Origin of the sequence: Bengtsoniella intestinalis (genome assembly GCF_039719005.1) — a bacterium.
Lineage (GTDB): Bacteria > Bacillota > Clostridia > Oscillospirales > Oscillospiraceae > Oscillibacter > Oscillibacter intestinalis.
The window spans coordinates 1540370-1557898 of record NZ_CP133584.1 but is presented as its reverse complement, the minus strand read 5'-3'; the positions used below and the strand labels follow the sequence as shown (position 1 = coordinate 1557898).

The window sequence follows — 17529 nt, the reverse complement described above, 5'->3', positions numbered from 1 at the left end:
GGTGTTTGAAATATACTTCTCTTTTCTACCCAAAAAGCCTCCCGTCTCGGGAGGTTTTTTGGGCTCTAAGGGGAGGTTTTTTGGGCTCTATAACCTATTCCCTTTCACCATCCATCGGTGAACCGTCGTAGGGGCGCCCATTGGGCGTCCGTCCGCTTAGGGTACAATTATGAGGGGGTGTCGTAATTCCTGTTGATACATCAACAATCCATAATAGGCATAGTCTTGGGTCAAAATTGCCCTTTCTAGTTCTGCTTTTAGGTCTTCTTGTGAAATCGGCTCGTCAGGGTTGCAAATCCATTTTGCCAATGCCACATGAGCGAAAACCCATTCCATTGATTTTTTGATGAATGTGGATTGACTGTCTGCGTTGTGCATGGTAATTCCTCCAAACTGGATGTATTTATCCGATTACAACATACTGTCTGATGTAAAATCAATAGCAGGATCTATTTATCCAGAGTAATTGGAGGAAAAACAATGGCAAGTGGATTGAAGCAGGATATTTCCATAGGAGATAATCTACAACGGCTACGCAGGCAACAAGGGCTTACCCAAGGGCAAGTGGCAGCACAATGGGGATTCCCATGACGGGTGATATTATGGCGAAAATGGAACAAGGCAAATATAGCGTAAAAATCAGTGTTTTGTTGGCATTGAAACAGGTGTATCGTGTGGAATCCTTCGATGTGTTTTTCGGGGGATTGACGCTCCAATGACAGATTACAGATGGAAAAATCGAATACATATTGTATAATAAAAGCACAATATAACCTATTGTAAAGAAAAAGGTCGAAAAAAACACCATCACAGGTTTGTGATGGTGTTTTTTTCTGTTATTAATTTTTCCAAGTCTTGTAGGATAGGAGTGCTAAAATGGGGAAAATCTCCAGTCGACCAGCCAGCATGATGATGATCAAGGTAACCTTAGACAGCCCGCTGAAGGCGGAATAGTTGCCAGTGGCGCCCACCATTTCAAAGCCAGGGCCGATATTATTAAAGCAGGCCACCACGGCGGAAATGTTGGTAGTCAAGGAAAAACCATCTAAAGAAATCACCAAGAAACTGACAATCATAATGCACATATAAGCAGCAAGGTACGCGTTGGTATTATCCAAAACCCGTTCGTTGACACGGTGGTTGTTGTTACGTACCACTTCAATCCGTTGGGGATTGATGACTTGATTGATGTTGCGTTTGAGGCCTTTAAATACCAATAGTGCACGACCGCATTTGAAGCCACCACCCGTGCTACCAGCGCAGGCACCGATGAGCATAAGGCACAGTAAAATCCCTTTGGAAAAAGACGGCCACAAATCGAAGTCGGTTGTGGCAAAGCCAGTGGTGGTCATGATACTGGCCACTTGGAAGGCAGCATGGCGCACCGTTTCTTCCAAGGTGTCGTACATACCACGGATATTCCATGCAATCAAGGCGATGGAAGCCACTACGATGCCCAGATACATCCGTACTTCTTCGTCACGGAAAATGGTTTTAAATTGCCGTAGAAGCATGAGGTAATAGCAGGTGAAGTTCATGCCAAAGAGCAGCATAAACACGGTGCATACATTTTGGATATAAGGGCTGTAACCAGCGATGGAGTCATTTTTGATGGCGAATCCACCTGTGCCAGCGGTGCCGAAGGCGGTACAGATTGAGTCGAACCATGGCAGACCGCCCAACAGGAGAAACACCACATTGAGCACGGTGATTAAAATGTATAGCTTGTACAAAATCATGGCAGTTTGGCGCATACGAGGCACCAATTTCCCTACGTCTGGACCAGGGCTTTCTGCACGGAGTAAGTGCATGGAAAAGCCATCTTTTCGGCCAGAGCCAGGGGCCACTGCCAACAAAAACACCAACACACCCATGCCACCCAACCAGTGGGTGAAGCTACGCCAATAGAGAATAGCCCGTGGTAAGCTGGCGATTTCCGTTAGGATGGAGGCCCCTGTGGTGGTGAAGCCAGACACGGTTTCAAACAAGGCGTCGATGAAAGAGGGGATGGCGCCAGAGATGACAAAGGGCAAGCACCCCATCACACCCATGACAATCCAACTCAAACCCACGCAAACCAAGCCTTCCTTGGCATAAAAGCCTGCTTTGGTTTTCTTGCAAGCCAAATGCAACGCCAAAGCGCAACCTAAAGTTAGGACAATGGTGATTAAAAAGCTGTTGGCCACTTGATAGTCTTTGTCCCAGAGGGCCAAGGCCAGTGCTGGAGACATAAAGGCGGCTTCTACCGCTAAAATTTGGGCGATAAAACGCCCCATCAATTTATAATTCATGACTACCCTCAATTATCGGAAGATGTCGTTGAGCTGATGGATTACGTGATCACCGCTGGAGACCACAATGACCACATCCCCAGTTTGGAAGGTGGAGTGGCCTTGGGGTAGCTCCGTTTTAGAACCACGGGTGATGGCGGCGATGATGGTGTTTTGCCGCAAGGTGATGTCTTTCAAGGGTTCTCCGCGGTGCAAGGTATCGCTGTCTACAATAAACTCCAACGCTTCGGCCTTGCCGTCGGCAATGGGGTGGACAGAAACGGCGGCACCAGCTTGATTTTCCATGGCACGGACATAGCGCACCACGGTGCTACAGCATTGTTCCTTCGGGCAAACCACGCTGCCCACATCCAGTGAATCAAAAATCATGGCGCCTGTTTCCAAACGACTCAGCTTGGTGATCACATGAGGCACCCCTTGACTTTTTGCCATCATGGAGATAATCATGTTTAGCTCATCCATACCAGTACAACTGATGAGGGCATCACATTCGTCTAAATGTTGTTTTTGGAGCACAGATTGTGAGCTGGCATCCCCTAAAATAATATGGGCATTTGGCAGGATTTCAGCCAATTCTTCACAGCGTTGACGATTTTGCTCGATGATGGAGATGGACACGTCAGTTTTTGCCATAGCTTGGGCAAAGTAACGGCTGACCCGACCGCCACCGCAAAGCAAAATACGACGGACTTTACGGGTGATGATGCCAAGATTTTTCAGCAGGGAGCTCAGAGCTTCGGTGGAACCAGTGGTGAACACACGGTCGCCAGCTTTGAGCACAAACATACCGTGGGGGATGATGGCTTCCCCGTTACGGACAACGGCGCACACCAGCACCTTGGTTTTGAGGATGCTGTTAAAGTCCATCAAAGACACGTCGCATAGGCGACTATTTTTATCGATACGCAATTCAGCGATTTCCACCCGCCCTTTGGCAAAGGTTTCGCGGCGGAAGAAGCCAGGGAAGCGAATCAACCGTTCAATTTCTCTTGCGGCTTGCTTTTCTGGGTTCACCACCAACGAAAGGGCAAACACGTCAATCATGCCATAGACTTGATCGGTGTATTCGTGGTTGCGAATGCGACCAATGGTTTGGAGGTTTTTGTTGATGCCTTGCGCTGTCATACAGCACAGCAAATTCAGCTCGTCAGCACTGGTAGAGGCAATGAGCAAATCGGCTTCCATGACCCCAGCTTCTAAAAGCGTGGGCATAGAGGCGCAGTTACCCTGCACACCGATGGCATCGTAGCGTTCAACCAAGTCGTTGAGCAAGGTTTGATTGGTGTCAATCAAGGTTAAATCATAGCCTTCGGCTGAGAGTTGTTTGGCGATAGAGGTGCCGACTTTTCCGACCCCTGCAACGATGATTTTCACAAGTGAAATTCTCCTTTTTCTTTTACATCCAATTTGTAATTGGGTATGCTTTATATTATAGCAGATGGTGTAGGAATGGCAAGAAAAATGTGTGAATTTTTCCGTTTTTTTGTGAAAATAGTGGGTGTGACAAAGATATTACCTCTTGCAAGAAAGGCTTTTACACTATATAATAAGATTAACAACTTATGAACAATTAGGAGGACAGCAGTCCATGCGTATTGAACATGACACCATGGGTGAAATTGAAGTGCCAGCAGAACATTATTGGGGCGCCCAAACCCAACGGAGTTTACACCATTTTGCCATTGGGGATGAGATTCAACCAGTGGAAATCATCCGCGCTTTTGCGGTTTTGAAACAGGCCTGCGCCTTGGCCAATGGCGACGTAGGGAAACTGAGTGCTGAACAAGCCGCGGCCATCGCCACCGCCTGCACCGAAATCCGAGCAGGACAGTGGGCAGGGGAGTTCCCCTTATCCGTCTGGCAAACTGGCTCTGGCACCCAAACCAACATGAACGTCAATGAGGTAATTGCCCACATTGCCGAAGAAAAAGGAACCCCCTTGCATCCCAATGACCATGTGAATGCCTCTCAAAGCTCTAACGATACCTATCCCTCTGCCTTGCACATTGCGGCGGTTTTGGCAGTGACCGAGCAGGTGCTCCCCAGCGCCAAACGCTTGGCCGCCGCCTTTAAAACCATTGAAGAGGCGTATCCTGATATCATCAAAATCGGGCGCACCCACCTGCAAGATGCCACCCCTGTCCGCTTCGCCCAAGAAGTGTCTGGTTGGCGTACATTGGTGGAAACCCCTTGCACCTTGCTAGAAGCACTACTGCCAACCTTGGCACAGTTGGCCATTGGGGGCACGGCTGTGGGCACTGGTTTGAACGCGCCCCACGGCTTTGATGCCATGGTCTGCGGTCACATCAATGCTATCACAAAGGCCAACGAAATTCACTTCACCCCCGATGCCAACAAGTTCCATGCCCTCACCAGTAAAGACAGCTTGGTGGCCGTCCATGGGGCGCTGAAAGCGCTGGCTTGCAACTTGATGAAAATTGCCAACGATATCCGTTGGTTGGCCTCTGGCCCCCGTTGCGGTATGGGGGAAATTCACATTCCAGAAAACGAGCCCGGTAGCTCTATCATGCCCGGTAAAGTCAATCCCACCCAATGTGAAGCGGTGACTATGGTGGCGGTGCAGGTCATGGGCAACGACACAGCCATCGGTGTGGCAGCCTCCCAAGGGAATTTCCAATTGAATGTATTTTTACCCGTGTCTGCATACAACTTTATTCAATCTGCAAGACTCCTTGCTGACTGCATGGACTCCTTGCGCACCTTCTGCGTGGATGGTTTGACCCCTGTAGAGGAGAAAATGACCGCAAATCTCAACAATTCCCTTATGTTGGTCACTTGTTTGGCACCCAAGCTGGGCTACGAACAAGCAGCGTATATTGCAAAATCTGCGTTGCATAAAGGCTGTAGCCTGAAAGACATGGTGTTAGAGCTGGGTCTGCTCACCGCCGAAGAATTCGATGAAATTGTCCGTCCAGAGAAGATGGTCTAAGGCCACCCTTAGGAAATATCATCCAAATATGCAAAAATGTTCATAAATTTCCTGAAATATTGTGCAACTTGCTAGTTGCATAAATATACAAAATGGTTGTATAATGAGTGTGTCAAAAAACAATAGGTAAGTAATTACCATTTAATAAGGAGAATACATCATGGCTAAGAAAGAAATTAAGAAAGTCGTACTGGCTTATTCTGGCGGTTTGGACACCTCCATCATCATCCCCTGGTTGAAAGAAAACTACAACAACCCCTACATCATTGCCGTTGCTGGCAACGTGGGTCAAATGGACGAACTGGAAGGTCTGGAAGCCAAGGCTCTGGCCACTGGCGCCGACGAATACTACGCCATGGACTTGACAGAAGCCATGGTGGATGAAATCATCATCCCCTCTGTGCAAGCTGGTGCTATCTACGAAGAATACCTGATGGGTACTGCCTTCGCTCGCCCCATCATCGGCAAGGGTCTGGTGGAAATCGCCAAGGCTAACAATTGCGACGCCATTGTCCACGGTTGCACCGGTAAGGGCAACGACCAAGTTCGTTTTGAACTGGCCATCAAGCGTTTCGCTCCCGACATGACCATCATTGCCCCTTGGCGTGAATGGGAAATCAAGAGCCGTGACGAAGAAATTGACTACGCAGAAGCCCACAAAGTGCCTCTGAAAATCAGCCGTGAAACCAACTACTCCAAAGACAAGAACATGTGGCATCTGTCCCATGAAGGTCTGGATTTGGAAGACCCCACCAACGAACCCATGTACGAAAAAGAAGGCTTCTTGGAAATGGGCGTCTCTCCCATCACCGCACCCGACGTGCCTACCTATGTGACCATCGACTTTGAACAAGGTGTGCCCGTTGCCATCGATGGCGTGAAGAAATCCGCCACCGACATCATCTGGGATTTGAACGACATCGGCGGTAAAAACGGCATCGGCCTGCTGGACATCGTGGAAAACCGTCTCGTTGGCATGAAGTGCCGTGGCGTGTACGAAACCCCCGGTGGCACCATCCTCTACAAAGCACACCAAGCACTGGAAACCCTGTGCCTTGACAAAATGACCGCTCACAAAAAGCAAGAGCTGTCCATCTGCTTTGCAGAATTGCTGTACAACGGTCAATGGTACACCCCTCTGCGTGAAGCACTGAGCGCCTTTGTCACCGAAACCCAAAAGAACATGACTGGCACCGTGAAGCTGAAGCTGTACAAGGGCAACATCATCAAGTCTGCCATTTCTTCTCCCTACTCTCTGTATTCTGAAGAAATCTGCACCTTCGGTGAAAGCGATTACAACCAAGCTGATGCTGGCGGCTTCATCAACCTGTGGGGCCTGCCCACCACCGTCCACGCTATGCTGGAACAAGGCCTGTTGAAGAACCAATAAAATACAAGAGGACGGCGGGGGCAAGCCCCCGCCCTACTTTTCATTTTGGGGTTTGTGTGTATCATGGGGAACGGGCGACCACAGGTCGCCCCTACATCATAATTATATGAATAATCCACCGACACACCTACCAACCGTAGGGGCGACCTGTGGTCGCCCGCCCCATTTGCACCAACCCATCTGAAAGGAATTTACATATGAAACTATGGTCTGGGCGGTTTGGCAAAGAAACCGACGCACTGGTCAACGATTTTAATGCGTCTATCCATTTTGACGCACGACTATATAAAGAAGACATCACTGGCTCTATGGCGCACGCCACCATGCTGGGTGATTGCGGTATCATCCCCCAAGAGGATGTTGCCAAAATCAAGGCAGGTTTGACTGAAATCCTTGCCGACATTGAAGCTGGCAAGGTGGAGTTCACCGCCGACAACGAAGACATCCACATGAACGTGGAAACCCTGCTGACCCAACGCATTGGCGATGCAGGCAAGCGGTTGCACACCGCTCGTTCTCGTAACGACCAAGTGGCACTGGATGTGCGGATGTACGTCCGCCGTGAAATCCCTGTTTTGATTGACCAATTGCTGGAGTTGGAGCGTGTGCTTTGCGTCCAAGCCAAGGAAAACCAAACCACGGTCATGCCCGGTTACACCCATCTCCAACGGGCCCAACCCATCAGCTTTGCCCAACATCTGTTGGCCTATGGCTCCATGTTTGCCCGTGATATCACCCGTTTGGAAGACTGCTTGGTGCGCCTCAACGAATGCCCCTTGGGCTCTGGCGCACTGGCTGGCACCACCTATCCCATCGACCGTTGGCACACGGCCAAGGCTTTGGACTTTGACCGCCCCATGTCTAACTCTTTGGATGGGGTTTCCGACCGTGATTACGCCTTGGAAGTCATGAGTGACTTGTCCATTTTGATGATGCACTTGTCTCGTTTTAGCGAAGAAATCATCCTTTGGTGTAGCTGGGAGTTCAAGTTTATTGAGCTTGATGATGCTTATGCCACTGGTTCGTCCATCATGCCACAAAAGAAAAACCCCGACATTGCCGAGCTTGTCCGTGGGAAAACTGGTCGCGTGTATGGCGATTTGATGACCCTTTTGACCGTGATGAAGGGCATTCCTCTGGCCTATAACAAGGATATGCAAGAGGACAAAGAGCCTTTGTTTGATGCCATTGACACCGTGGAAATGTGCATCCCTGTGTTCGCCAATATGTTGGCCACCATGCGCGTGTTGCCTGCCAACATGAAGCGTGCCGCCAGCCAAGGCTTCATCAATGCTACCGACGCCGCCGACTATTTGACCAAAAAGGGCTTGCCCTTCCGTGATGCCTACACCACCGTTGGCAAACTGGTCAGCTATTGTGGGGAACAAGGCAAATTGTTAGAAGAACTGTCTCTTGCTGAACTACAAACCTTGTCTCCTATGTTCGCAGACGACGTATACGAAGCCCTGAGCCTAGAGACCTGCATGGGCGACCGCAACAGCTACGGCGGTCCAGCCGTCAGCCAAACCACACGGCAAATTGAGGACATTGAGGCGTTTGTCGCAAAGCGAAAATAATCATCATGTATATGTGTACATCACACCCATTGTAGGGGAGGCTATTAGCCTCCCGTCCCCAGTGATGGAACACCCACGGTTGGTTGCAACACCCCGCACGGGAGGATACTATCCTCCCCTACACTATACCGCCCCACCATCTCACCAAAGGAGGCACCCATGACAAATCCTATCATTTACATCGACGGTCAAGAAGGCACCACGGGACTGCAAATTTTTCAACGCCTTGGTTGCCGTGACGATATTACACTATTACAAATCGACCCTGCGTTGCGCAAAGACACTGCTGAGCGTCAGCGGTTGATGGCACAGGCGGATTTGGTGTTTTTGTGCCTGCCAGACAAGGCCGCCATAGAAGCGGTGGCGCTGATGGCGGACATGAACACACGCATCATCGATGCCTCCACCGCCCACCGCACCAACCCCAATTGGACATACGGATTCCCAGAGTTGACTGCCACCCAAGGTGAGGCCATTGCCAGTGCCAAACTGGTGGCAAATCCCGGTTGTCACGCCACAGGCTTCGTGTCCGTAGTGGCACCATTGGTGCAAGCGGGGGTGTTAAGCCCAGACGCTTGCCTATCTGCCCACTCCATCACTGGTTATTCTGGCGGTGGCAAGGCGATGATTGCCGACTATGAAACCGCTGACAAGCCAGAAGCGTTGACAGCACCTGCCCTGTACGCACTGGGTCATGGGCACAAGCATTTGCCTGAAATGTCGGTGCTTTGTGGTCTTGATAACCGCCCTGTGTTCAACCCCATTGTGGCGGATTATTACAAAGGCATGGCCACCACCGTGCCCTTCCATTTGGCACAGTTGAACACCACCACCCAAGCCATTTATGATACCTTGACTGCCCACTATAAGGACAGTGTGATGGTGGATGTAAAGCTGGGGGATGGCAGTAAATTGTACGCCAACACCAACGCTGGCAAAGACACCTTGACCTTGCACGTCTGTGGCGACGACAGCCATTGCACCGTGACAGCTCTGTTCGACAACCTGGGCAAAGGTGCCTCTGGTGCCGCCGTGCAAAACATGAATCTGATGCTGGGGTTTGCAGAAACCGCTGGCTTGACATTATAAAAGGAGAAACTGCCATGAACTTTATTGAAAACGGCGTTTGTGCCCCACAGGGCTTTCAAGCCGCTGGTATTCACGTTGGCGTGAAAACCCATAATTCTACCAAAAAAGACGTAATGATGATACTTTCTGATGTGGATTGCAATGCCGCAGGGGTCTACACCACCAACGTGGTGAAGGCTGCTCCCATTCACATCACCAAGTCTCATTTGGAAAACGGCAAGGCTCGCGCCATGATTGCCAACAGTGGCAACGCCAACGCTTGCGCCCCCAATGGGGAGGCCAATGCTGTGAAAATGTGCCAAGCTGCCGCCAAAGCCATTGGTTGTGACCCTATGGATATCGCCGTGTGCTCCACTGGTGTCATCGGTCAAGAGTTGAAGGTGGCCGTCATCGAAAACGGTATGCCCGATTTGTATGCCGCATTGGCAACCTCTGCAGAGGCCTCCGATGCCGCCGCCCATGCCATTATGACCACCGATTTGGTGAAAAAAGAAGTGGCAGTGGAAACCACCGTTGGCGGTAAAACTGTCCGTATGGGTGGTATCGCCAAGGGGAGCGGCATGATTCACCCCAACATGGGCACCATGCTGGCCTTCTTGACCACTGACTGCGCCATCTCTAGCGACATGATTCGTGCCGCCTTGCTTGACACTGTGGGCATGAGCTTTAATCGCATCAGCGTGGACGGCGACACCTCCACCAACGACACCTGTTTGGTGTTGGCAAACGGTCTGGCTGGCAACGCTGAAATCACTGAAAAAGGTGACGATTATGCCGTATTTTTACTGGCTTTGCAAACTTTGTGCAAAGAATTGGCTATGAAAATGGCCTCTGACGGCGAAGGTGCTAAGCATCTGATTACCTGCACCGTTGCTGGTGCCAAGAGTGAACAATCTGCCGAAGTCATCGGCAAAAGCGTCATCGGTTCTACCTTGACCAAGGCCGCCATCTTTGGCGCTGACGCCAACTGGGGTCGTGTGCTGTGCGCCATGGGCTATTCTGGCGAAACCTTTGACCCTGATAAAGTGGACGTGTCCTTTGTCAGCGACGCTGGCTCTGTCATGGTTTGTCAACAAGGCCGTGGCCTTGCGTTCGACGAAGATTTGGCAAAAACCATTCTCACCGAGCACGACATCACCATCGCCATCACATTGGGCGAAGGGGACAGCGACTGCACCTGCTGGGGTTGCGACATCACCTATGATTACATCAAAATCAACGGGGATTACCGTACTTAAAACTAAAAACTAAGGACTAAAAGTGAAAGACTATCCGCTGCGGCGGAGCTAGAAACGGTGAAGCTTATTGTCATGCTTAACTCGTCCGCAGACGATAGCTTTTCACTCTTAGTTATTCGCTATTAGCTTTTTTAAAGGAGACACACCCATGACAGAACGTTCTCAACAAGCGCAAATTCTCATTGAGGCACTGCCTTACATTCAAAAATTCACTGGCAAAACCATTGTGGTGAAATATGGTGGCAACGCCATGATTTCCCCAGAACTTCGCCAAGCGGTGATGAGCGACATTGTGCTGTTGAGCCTTGTTGGCATCCGTGTGGTGGTGGTTCACGGTGGTGGGCCAGAAATCTCCCAAATGCTGCTAAAAATCGGCCATACTTCCACTTTTGTGGACGGTTTGCGCTACACCGACGAAACCACCATGGACGTGGTGCAACAGGTGCTGTGTGGGAAAATCAACAAAAATCTGGTGGCACAGTTGATGCGCCTTGGGGGTCAAGCCATTGGCCTGTGTGGTTTAGATGGCGGCCTGTTCCAAGCCATTTGCTTAAACAAGAAATACGGTTTGGTGGGTGAAATCACCGATGTGAACCCTGAACCTGTGAAAAATGCCTTGAAAATGGGCTATATCCCCGTGGTTTCCACGGTGGCCATGGGTGTGGACGCTGACACAGCTTACAACATCAACGCCGACACCGCCGCTGCCAAATTGGCAGAGTCGCTCCACGCTGAAAAGCTGATTTTGTTGACAGATGTGCCCGGTTTGCTGGCAGATCCCAAGGATAACAGCACCCTGATTCACGTGGTGAAAACCGCAGACGTGCAAGGTCTCATTGACGACCACACCATTTCTGGGGGATGATTCCTAAAATCCAATGTTGCGTGGATGCCATTCACGCAGGGGTTGACCGTGTCCACATTCTGGACGGGCGCACCCCCCATTCCATTTTAATCGAACTATTGAGTGACCGTGGTATTGGTACCATGCTCAAACATGAGGAGGAAACACTATGACCAGCCAAGAAATTTTCGACCTAAACGACCAATATGTCATGGGCACCTACGGGCGTTTCCCTGTGGTCATCGACCACGGTGAAGGGGCAACGCTGTATAATCCCGAAGGCAAAAAATACATCGACTTCACCTCTGGTATCGGCGTCAGCGCCTTGGGCTATGGCTATGAACCATGGGTGGAGGCCATCACTGCCCAAGCCAAAAAGGTGGGACATACGTCCAACTTGTTCCACTTGGAACCCCCAGTGAAGCTGGCAGAAATCCTCTGCAAGCGCACTGGCATGGACAAGGTGTTTTATGCCAACGGTGGCTCTGAAGCCAACGAAGGTGTGATGAAACTGGCTCGCAAATATAGCTTTGACAAGTACGGCAAAGGCCGTCACACCATCATCACCTTGAAAAATTCCTTCCACGGTCGCACCATGGCTTCTTTGACCGCCACGGGGCAAGACTCCTTCCACAACTTCTTCTTCCCCTTCGTGGACGGCTATCGCTATGCCAACGCCAACGACTTGTCCTCTTTGGAAGCCGTCATGGGTGACGACGTGTGCGCCATCATGATGGAATTGATTCAAGGGGAAGGCGGCATTTTGCCACTGGATCAAGACTACGTGTCCGCTGTGGCTGCCTTGTGCAAGGAAAAAGATGTGTTGTTGCTCATTGACGAAGTCCAAAGTGGCGTGGGTCGTTCTGGGAGCCTCTTTGCCTTCCAACAATATGACATCCAACCCGATGTGGTGTCCTTTGCCAAGGGTATTGCAGGCGGTTTGCCTATGAGTGGCTTTATGTCCAACGCAAAATGCGCCAAGGTGCTGGTTCCTGGCACCCATGGCACCACCTTTGGTGGCAACCCCATCTGCGCCGCCGCTGGTTTGGTGGTGCAAGAAACCCTGAGCGATGCCTTCTTGGAAGAAGTGAAAGCCAAGGGCGCTTACCTGTGCAAAGCAGTGGAAGGGTTGAACCTGCCTTGCTTTGGCAAAACCCGTGGCATGGGCTTGATGCTGGGCATCGACGTTGCTGAGGGCTATGTGAACAAGGAATTGGCAAAGAAATTGATTGACAATGGGCTGTTGATTCTCACCGCTGGTTCTGGTATGCGGATGCTGCCCCCTCTGATGGTGAGCTACGAAGAAATCGATGCCGCCATCGCTATCATGAAAGACGTTTTGGGCGGTTAAATCGCCCCAACGGGAAACGGCGGGGGCAAGCCCCTGCCCTACCCATACCCTTACCATCGTAGGGCGGGGGCTTGCCCCCGCCGTTTGCAAATTCCACCACAAATTTATTAAAGGAGAACCCACCATGCACCAACATTTTCTCAAATTGCTGGATTTTACACCTGCTGAAATCCAAGAATTTTTAGACACTGCCGCCGATTTGAAGGCCAAGAAAAAAGCTGGCATTCCCCATAAGTATCTGGAAGGCAAAAATGTTGCCCTTCTTTTTGAAAAAGATTCCACCCGTACCCGTTGCGCCTTTGAGGTTGCCGCCCAAGACTTGGGCATGGGCAGCACCTACTTGGGGCCATCTGGCTCTCAAATGGGCAAAAAAGAATCCATCGCCGACACCGCCCGTGTGCTGGGTCGTATGTTTGACGGCATTGAATACCGTGGCTACGGCCAAGTGCTGGTGGAAGAGCTGGCAGAGCACGCTGGCGTGCCCGTGTTCAACGGCTTGACCAACGAGTTCCACCCCACTCAAATTCTGGCAGACTTCCTCACCATGCAAGAACATTGTGGTGCGTTAAAAGGGAAAAAACTGGTCTATATGGGGGACGCACGGTATAATATGGGCAACTCCCTCATGGTGGGTTGCGCCAAAATGGGCATGGATTTCGTGGCCTGCGCCCCTAAAAAATACTTCCCCGATGCAGCGTTGATTGCAGAGTGTGAAGCCATCGCCAAAGAAACTGGTGCAACCTTGGCCTTTGAAGAAGACCCCATGGTGGGCACCAAGAATGCCGACGTGATTTACACTGACGTGTGGGTTTCTATGGGCGAACCTGTGGAAGTGTGGGCGGAACGCATCAACGAATTGGGCGCTTACCAAGTGACCCAAATCTTGATGGACAACGCTGGCGCACAATGCAAATTCATGCACTGCCTACCTGCCTTTCATGACCACAAAACCACCATCGGCAAAGAAATGGGGGAACGGTTCAACCGTGATGCCATGGAAGTCACCGACGAAGTGTTTGAATCTCCTGCCTCCATCGTCTTCGACGAAGCCGAAAACCGTATGCACACCATCAAAGCCGTGATGTACTTGTTGATGAAGTAAGCTGAAGATAAATAACCGCCCCTGTTTGCGTTGCAAACAGGGGCGGTTTTGTTGAGAAAACTGTGTTAGGAATACGGGCGACCACAGGTCGCCCGTACATCGTATGATGGGGCGTAGGGGCGACCTGTGGTCGCCCGTTCCCCTTGGCTTGATACCATTGTTAGTTTACTTGCGCACCAGTGCTTTTTTCACGGCGTAGACGATATTTTCAGCACGTAGGCCGTATTCGTCCATCAAGAAATCTTGCTTACCCACTTGACCGAAGCGGTCTTCCACGCCCACAAATTCTTGGACGGTGGGGCAATTTTTTGCCAAGCAGTTTGCCACCACAGAGCCCAGACCATTGACAATGCTGTGGTTTTCAGCGGTGATGATGGCGCCAGTTTCTTGGGCGGCCTTGATGACCAAGTCCTCGTCCAAAGGCTTCCATGTGAACATATCGATGACACGGACGGTGATGCCTTCTGCTTTTAAGGTTTCGTAAGCTTTCAAGCTTTCGTCCACCATAATACCAGAGGTGATGATGGTGGCTACATCGTCAGCAGATTCATGGAGCACCACGCCCTTGCCCATTTCAAAGGTGGAGTCATCGCCGTAGACGGTGATGATGTCTTTGCGGGGGAAGCGGATATAGACCACGCCTTCCATGTCCACGCTGGCACGAACAATGGCTGCCAGTTGGGCATAGTCGCCAGCGTCAAATACAGTGGATTCGGGGATGGAGACATACATGCCACCATCTTCAAAAGGCATATGGGTGCCACCGTTGAAGGCGGCGGTGACGCCGGGGTCAGAGCCTAGCACCTTAACGCTGAGGCCAGCGTAAGCGGCGGACATATAAATTTGGTCGTAGATACGGCGAGAGGCAAAAATGCCGAAGGAATGCAAAAACACCTTCTTGCCAGTGGCGGCAAGGCCAGCGGATACGCCAGCGGCATTGGCTTCTGCAATGCCAGCTTGCAAGGCACGGTCGGGATAGTTTTTTGCCAGTTGCTTGGTGTTGACACAGCTCATCAAGTCGCAGTCGATGTAGCAGATAGCGCTGTCTTGCCCCATCAATTCATTGAGGGTGCTGGCCATAGCGTCCCGTGCGGAACGGGCGTCTTTTTCGTGGGAACCGATTAAGTTGATATTCATGGTCAATCCTCCTCCTTATGCGTTTTGGGCGTCGATGAGTGCTTGTTCTGCCACGGCGATGGCCTCTGCCCAGACCTCAGGCTTGGGTTGAGAGGAGTGGTCGCCCTTGGTTTCTGCGAAGATAGCGCCTTTGCCCTTGATGGTGTTCAAAACGATGGCAGAGGGCACGCCCTTGGTTGCAAAGGCTGTTTCAATGGCGTTATAAATGGCGGTTACGTCATGACCGTCAATGCTTTGGGTGTGAATGCCGAAGCCTTCCACTTTTTTGGCAAGGTCGCCATGGTCGAGAATGTCTTTTGAGGCACCGTCGAGCTGCATGCCATTGTTGTCTACAAAGACGATGATGTTGTCCAGCTTATGAGCGTGGGCAAAGTGGAGGGCTTCCCACACTTGGCCTTCGTCGCATTCGCCGTCGCCAATCACCACGAAGACCCGATTGTCGCGGCCGTCGATGCGGTTGCCAAGGGCAGCGCCCATGGCGGTGGAAATCCCTTGACCCAAAGAACCAGTGGTCAAGTCTACACCGGGGGTGAGCTTGCGGTCAGTGTGGCTGGGAAATTTGGTGTGTGGTTTGTTTAGGGTATAGGCTTCTTCCATGGGGTAGTAGCCCATCAAACCCAAGGTGGCGTAAGACACAGGGCCAGCGTGACCTTTGGAGAGCACCAGCCAGTCGCGGTCCTCCCAGCGTGGATTTTTAGGGTCGAAGTGCATCACTTCTCCATAGAGCACAGCCATCAAGTCGGCTAAGTCCATGGAACCACCCGCATGACCAAAGCCCAGAGAGCCAATGGTTTTCAAGGTTTCCAAACGGATTTTCGCTGCTAGAATTTTGCAATTTTTTTCGTTCATTGTAAACTTCCTTTCTAAATAAATGGCGTCATTTTACGAATATAGTGTACCTTAAAGTGGGGTGTGTGTCAATGGGAGAAACGGAAAAGGTTATGGCGACGAAGGGTGAAAGACTAAAAGCTAGTCATTCACCCTTCACCCTTAATTCTTCCAACACCTTCCACTGTAGGGGGATGGCGATGGCAAGGGTCAACAAATCTGCAACGCTTTGTGCTATTAAAATTCCTGTGAGCCCAAAGGTGGCAGAGAGAATCCAAATGCAGGGCATTAGCACAAACCCTTGCCGTGCAGCGGCCACAATGGTGGCTGGCCACGTGCGTCCAATGGTTTGGAGCATCATGTTGGAGGGCACAATCCAGCAACAGCTGATAAAGCTGACGCATTGGCACCGCAGGGCAATGGTGCCATAGGCAATGACATCGGGATCATCCCGAAAGACTGCCACCAATTGGGGCGCAAAATACAAACCCAACGCCCCTAGTGCCACTAAAAACAAAAACGACGAACGCACGCAGAAGAAAAATCCCTCTCGCACGCGGCTGTAGAGTCCAGCGCCAAAGCAATAGCCACACACAGGCTGAAACCCTTGCCCAAAGCCAATCATGGCTGAGTACCCAAACTGGATAATCCGAGTGACCACGCTGATGGCGGCAATGGCGGCATCGCCATAGTTGCCAGCGGCATGGTTGAGAAGAATAGTGGCCACAGCGGCCAAGCCCTGTCGTCCCAAAGAGGGAACACCACCGCCACAAATGGACGTAAATATGTGCAGAGAGGGACGGATGTTGCCAAAAGAAAGCTTGATTAATTGGGGATGATTGGCCATGCAGAGCAAAATGCAAAAGCTGACCATTTGGCTCAGACAAGTGGCCAGTGCCGCACCAGCGATCCCCATGTCTAAGGCGAAAATGAAAATAGGGTCTAACACAATATTGAGCACACTGCCAGAGGCCATACCCACCATGGACAAGGCGGCTTTGCCTTGGTAGCGCAGTTGGTTGTTGAGCACGTAGCTACCGATGAGGAAGGGGGCGGCCAATAAAATGTAGCGTTGATAGCTGATGGCAAAGGGCGCGATGGTATCGGTGGCACCTAAAAAGTATGCCAACCCTTCGCCCCAAATCAGGCCGATGACAGTCAATGTTACCCCGCAAATCAAGGCAAAGAACAAACCTGTGGAGGCCATAATGGCGGCGCTTTCACGGTCTTGTTTACCCAGTTGGCGGGAGATGTAGTTGCCGGTGCCTTGGCCGAAAAACAGCCCAAGCGCTAGGATCATTACCATCAGGGAAAACACCACACCAACAGCGCCACTTGCGGCATTGTTCCCTAGTTGCCCCACGAAAAAGGTGTCAGCCATGTTATAGATAGAGGTGACCATCATGGAGATCATACAAGGCACGGCCAAGCGAGGGATTAAGGTGGAAACGGGGTGTGTGGTGAGGCGTTTAAAGGTTTGGTCAGATGAAGAAGGCATAGAGATATCTCCCATTGAAATGTTTTGTAAAATCATTCATAGTCTTTTAGATACATTGTATCACTTTTGGTGAAAAAAGGCAATGAAATTTGAAAACTGTGGAAGAAATTTGTATTGCAATTTATAAATGACTTTGCTATACTATATAAGGATATTTCATAAACGAAATTAAACATTGACTGAAATAAGTAACTCAATTAGAAAAGAGGAGCTGTCATGCACACATATCAAGAC

The 17529-nt window shown here is 50.7% G+C and carries 14 protein-coding genes and 1 pseudogene; 9 read left to right on the top strand and 6 right to left on the bottom strand.

Annotated features, from left to right (window positions below; translation table 11 throughout):
- Positions 1 to 156 precede the first annotated feature (156 nt).
- Entirely contained in the window at positions 157 to 378 is a 222-nt protein-coding gene (locus tag RFF05_RS07615) for a hypothetical protein (protein WP_409969763.1), read from the bottom strand.
- Between the two features lie 209 nt (positions 379 to 587).
- Between RFF05_RS07615 and RFF05_RS07610 the strand changes: the two genes are divergently transcribed.
- Positions 588 to 719, top strand: coding sequence for a hypothetical protein (locus RFF05_RS07610; protein ID WP_409969762.1), 132 nt, complete (start codon positions 588 to 590; stop codon positions 717 to 719).
- A gap of 120 nt (positions 720 to 839) precedes the next feature.
- On the opposite strand, the gene RFF05_RS07605 is transcribed toward RFF05_RS07610, so the two are convergent.
- Positions 840 to 2291: a TrkH family potassium uptake protein gene (locus tag RFF05_RS07605; RefSeq protein ID WP_409969761.1), complete on the bottom strand. Its 1452-nt coding sequence runs from the start codon at positions 2289 to 2291 to the stop codon at positions 840 to 842.
- 12 nt (positions 2292 to 2303) lie between these two features.
- The gene (gene trkA, locus RFF05_RS07600; protein ID WP_409969760.1) at positions 2304 to 3665 is read right to left on the bottom strand and encodes a Trk system potassium transporter TrkA; all 1362 of its coding nucleotides are present in this window, start codon (positions 3663 to 3665) and stop codon (positions 2304 to 2306) included.
- Positions 3666 to 3879: 214 nt separating this feature from the next.
- Between trkA and fumC the strand changes: the two genes are divergently transcribed.
- From fumC to argF, 8 genes and pseudogenes are all read left to right on the top strand, one after another.
- Entirely contained in the window at positions 3880 to 5241 is a 1362-nt protein-coding gene (gene fumC / locus RFF05_RS07595) for a class II fumarate hydratase (protein ID WP_409969759.1), read from the top strand.
- A gap of 160 nt (positions 5242 to 5401) precedes the next feature.
- The gene (locus RFF05_RS07590; RefSeq protein WP_409969758.1) at positions 5402 to 6631 is read left to right on the top strand and encodes an argininosuccinate synthase; all 1230 of its coding nucleotides are present in this window, start codon (positions 5402 to 5404) and stop codon (positions 6629 to 6631) included.
- Between the two features lie 197 nt (positions 6632 to 6828).
- Positions 6829 to 8208 carry an argininosuccinate lyase gene (argH, locus tag RFF05_RS07585; protein WP_409969757.1) on the top strand — a complete coding sequence of 460 codons (1380 nt, stop codon included), beginning with the start codon at positions 6829 to 6831 and terminating at the stop codon, positions 8206 to 8208.
- A 159-nt stretch (positions 8209 to 8367) separates the two neighbouring features.
- Entirely contained in the window at positions 8368 to 9297 is a 930-nt protein-coding gene (argC, locus tag RFF05_RS07580; protein WP_409969756.1) for an N-acetyl-gamma-glutamyl-phosphate reductase, read from the top strand.
- Positions 9298 to 9311: 14 nt separating this feature from the next.
- Positions 9312 to 10535, top strand: a complete 1224-nt coding sequence (gene argJ / locus RFF05_RS07575; RefSeq protein WP_409969755.1) for a bifunctional glutamate N-acetyltransferase/amino-acid acetyltransferase ArgJ — start codon at positions 9312 to 9314, stop codon at positions 10533 to 10535.
- Positions 10536 to 10683: 148 nt separating this feature from the next.
- Positions 10684 to 11552 (top strand): annotated as a pseudogene (argB, locus tag RFF05_RS07570) (acetylglutamate kinase).
- A complete protein-coding gene (locus tag RFF05_RS07565) occupies positions 11549 to 12730 on the top strand; it encodes an aspartate aminotransferase family protein (RefSeq protein ID WP_409969754.1) in 1182 nt (393 codons plus the stop codon). Before argB ends, RFF05_RS07565 begins: the two are co-directional and overlap by 4 nt.
- A gap of 124 nt (positions 12731 to 12854) precedes the next feature.
- Positions 12855 to 13832 (top strand): ornithine carbamoyltransferase, encoded by a 978-nt coding sequence (gene argF / locus RFF05_RS07560; protein WP_409969753.1) that lies wholly within the window; start codon positions 12855 to 12857, stop codon positions 13830 to 13832.
- Positions 13833 to 13997: 165 nt separating this feature from the next.
- Here the strand turns inward: argF and RFF05_RS07555 are convergent, their stop codons facing one another.
- The 3 genes from RFF05_RS07555 to RFF05_RS07545 all read right to left on the bottom strand — a co-directional run bounded on the left by RFF05_RS07555 (position 13998) and on the right by RFF05_RS07545 (position 17295).
- On the bottom strand, positions 13998 to 14969 hold the full coding sequence (locus tag RFF05_RS07555; protein WP_409969752.1) for a transketolase family protein: 972 nt from the start codon (positions 14967 to 14969) through the stop codon (positions 13998 to 14000).
- A 15-nt stretch (positions 14970 to 14984) separates the two neighbouring features.
- Complete coding sequence (locus RFF05_RS07550) at positions 14985 to 15818, bottom strand: transketolase (RefSeq protein WP_409969751.1); 834 nt, start codon at positions 15816 to 15818, stop codon at positions 14985 to 14987.
- Between the two features lie 124 nt (positions 15819 to 15942).
- Positions 15943 to 17295, bottom strand: a complete 1353-nt coding sequence (locus RFF05_RS07545) for an MATE family efflux transporter (protein WP_409969750.1) — start codon at positions 17293 to 17295, stop codon at positions 15943 to 15945.
- Between the last annotated feature and the right edge of the window lie 234 nt (positions 17296 to 17529).

Bases quoted from the DNA above. Each gene is read 5' to 3' on its own strand.
- RFF05_RS07615 (WP_409969763.1), bottom strand. From the start codon at position 378: ATGCACAACGCAGACAGTCAATCCACATTCATCAAAAAATCAATGGAA.
- RFF05_RS07610 (WP_409969762.1), top strand. From the start codon at position 588: ATGACGGGTGATATTATGGCGAAAATGGAACAAGGCAAATATAGCGTA.
- RFF05_RS07605 (WP_409969761.1), bottom strand. From the start codon at position 2,291: ATGAATTATAAATTGATGGGGCGTTTTATCGCCCAAATTTTAGCGGTA.
- fumC (WP_409969759.1), top strand. From the start codon at position 3,880: ATGCGTATTGAACATGACACCATGGGTGAAATTGAAGTGCCAGCAGAA.
- RFF05_RS07590 (WP_409969758.1), top strand. From the start codon at position 5,402: ATGGCTAAGAAAGAAATTAAGAAAGTCGTACTGGCTTATTCTGGCGGT.
- argH (WP_409969757.1), top strand. From the start codon at position 6,829: ATGAAACTATGGTCTGGGCGGTTTGGCAAAGAAACCGACGCACTGGTC.
- argC (WP_409969756.1), top strand. From the start codon at position 8,368: ATGACAAATCCTATCATTTACATCGACGGTCAAGAAGGCACCACGGGA.
- argJ (WP_409969755.1), top strand. From the start codon at position 9,312: ATGAACTTTATTGAAAACGGCGTTTGTGCCCCACAGGGCTTTCAAGCC.
- RFF05_RS07565 (WP_409969754.1), top strand. From the start codon at position 11,549: ATGACCAGCCAAGAAATTTTCGACCTAAACGACCAATATGTCATGGGC.
- argF (WP_409969753.1), top strand. From the start codon at position 12,855: ATGCACCAACATTTTCTCAAATTGCTGGATTTTACACCTGCTGAAATC.
- RFF05_RS07555 (WP_409969752.1), bottom strand. From the start codon at position 14,969: ATGAATATCAACTTAATCGGTTCCCACGAAAAAGACGCCCGTTCCGCA.
- RFF05_RS07550 (WP_409969751.1), bottom strand. From the start codon at position 15,818: ATGAACGAAAAAAATTGCAAAATTCTAGCAGCGAAAATCCGTTTGGAA.
- RFF05_RS07545 (WP_409969750.1), bottom strand. From the start codon at position 17,295: ATGCCTTCTTCATCTGACCAAACCTTTAAACGCCTCACCACACACCCC.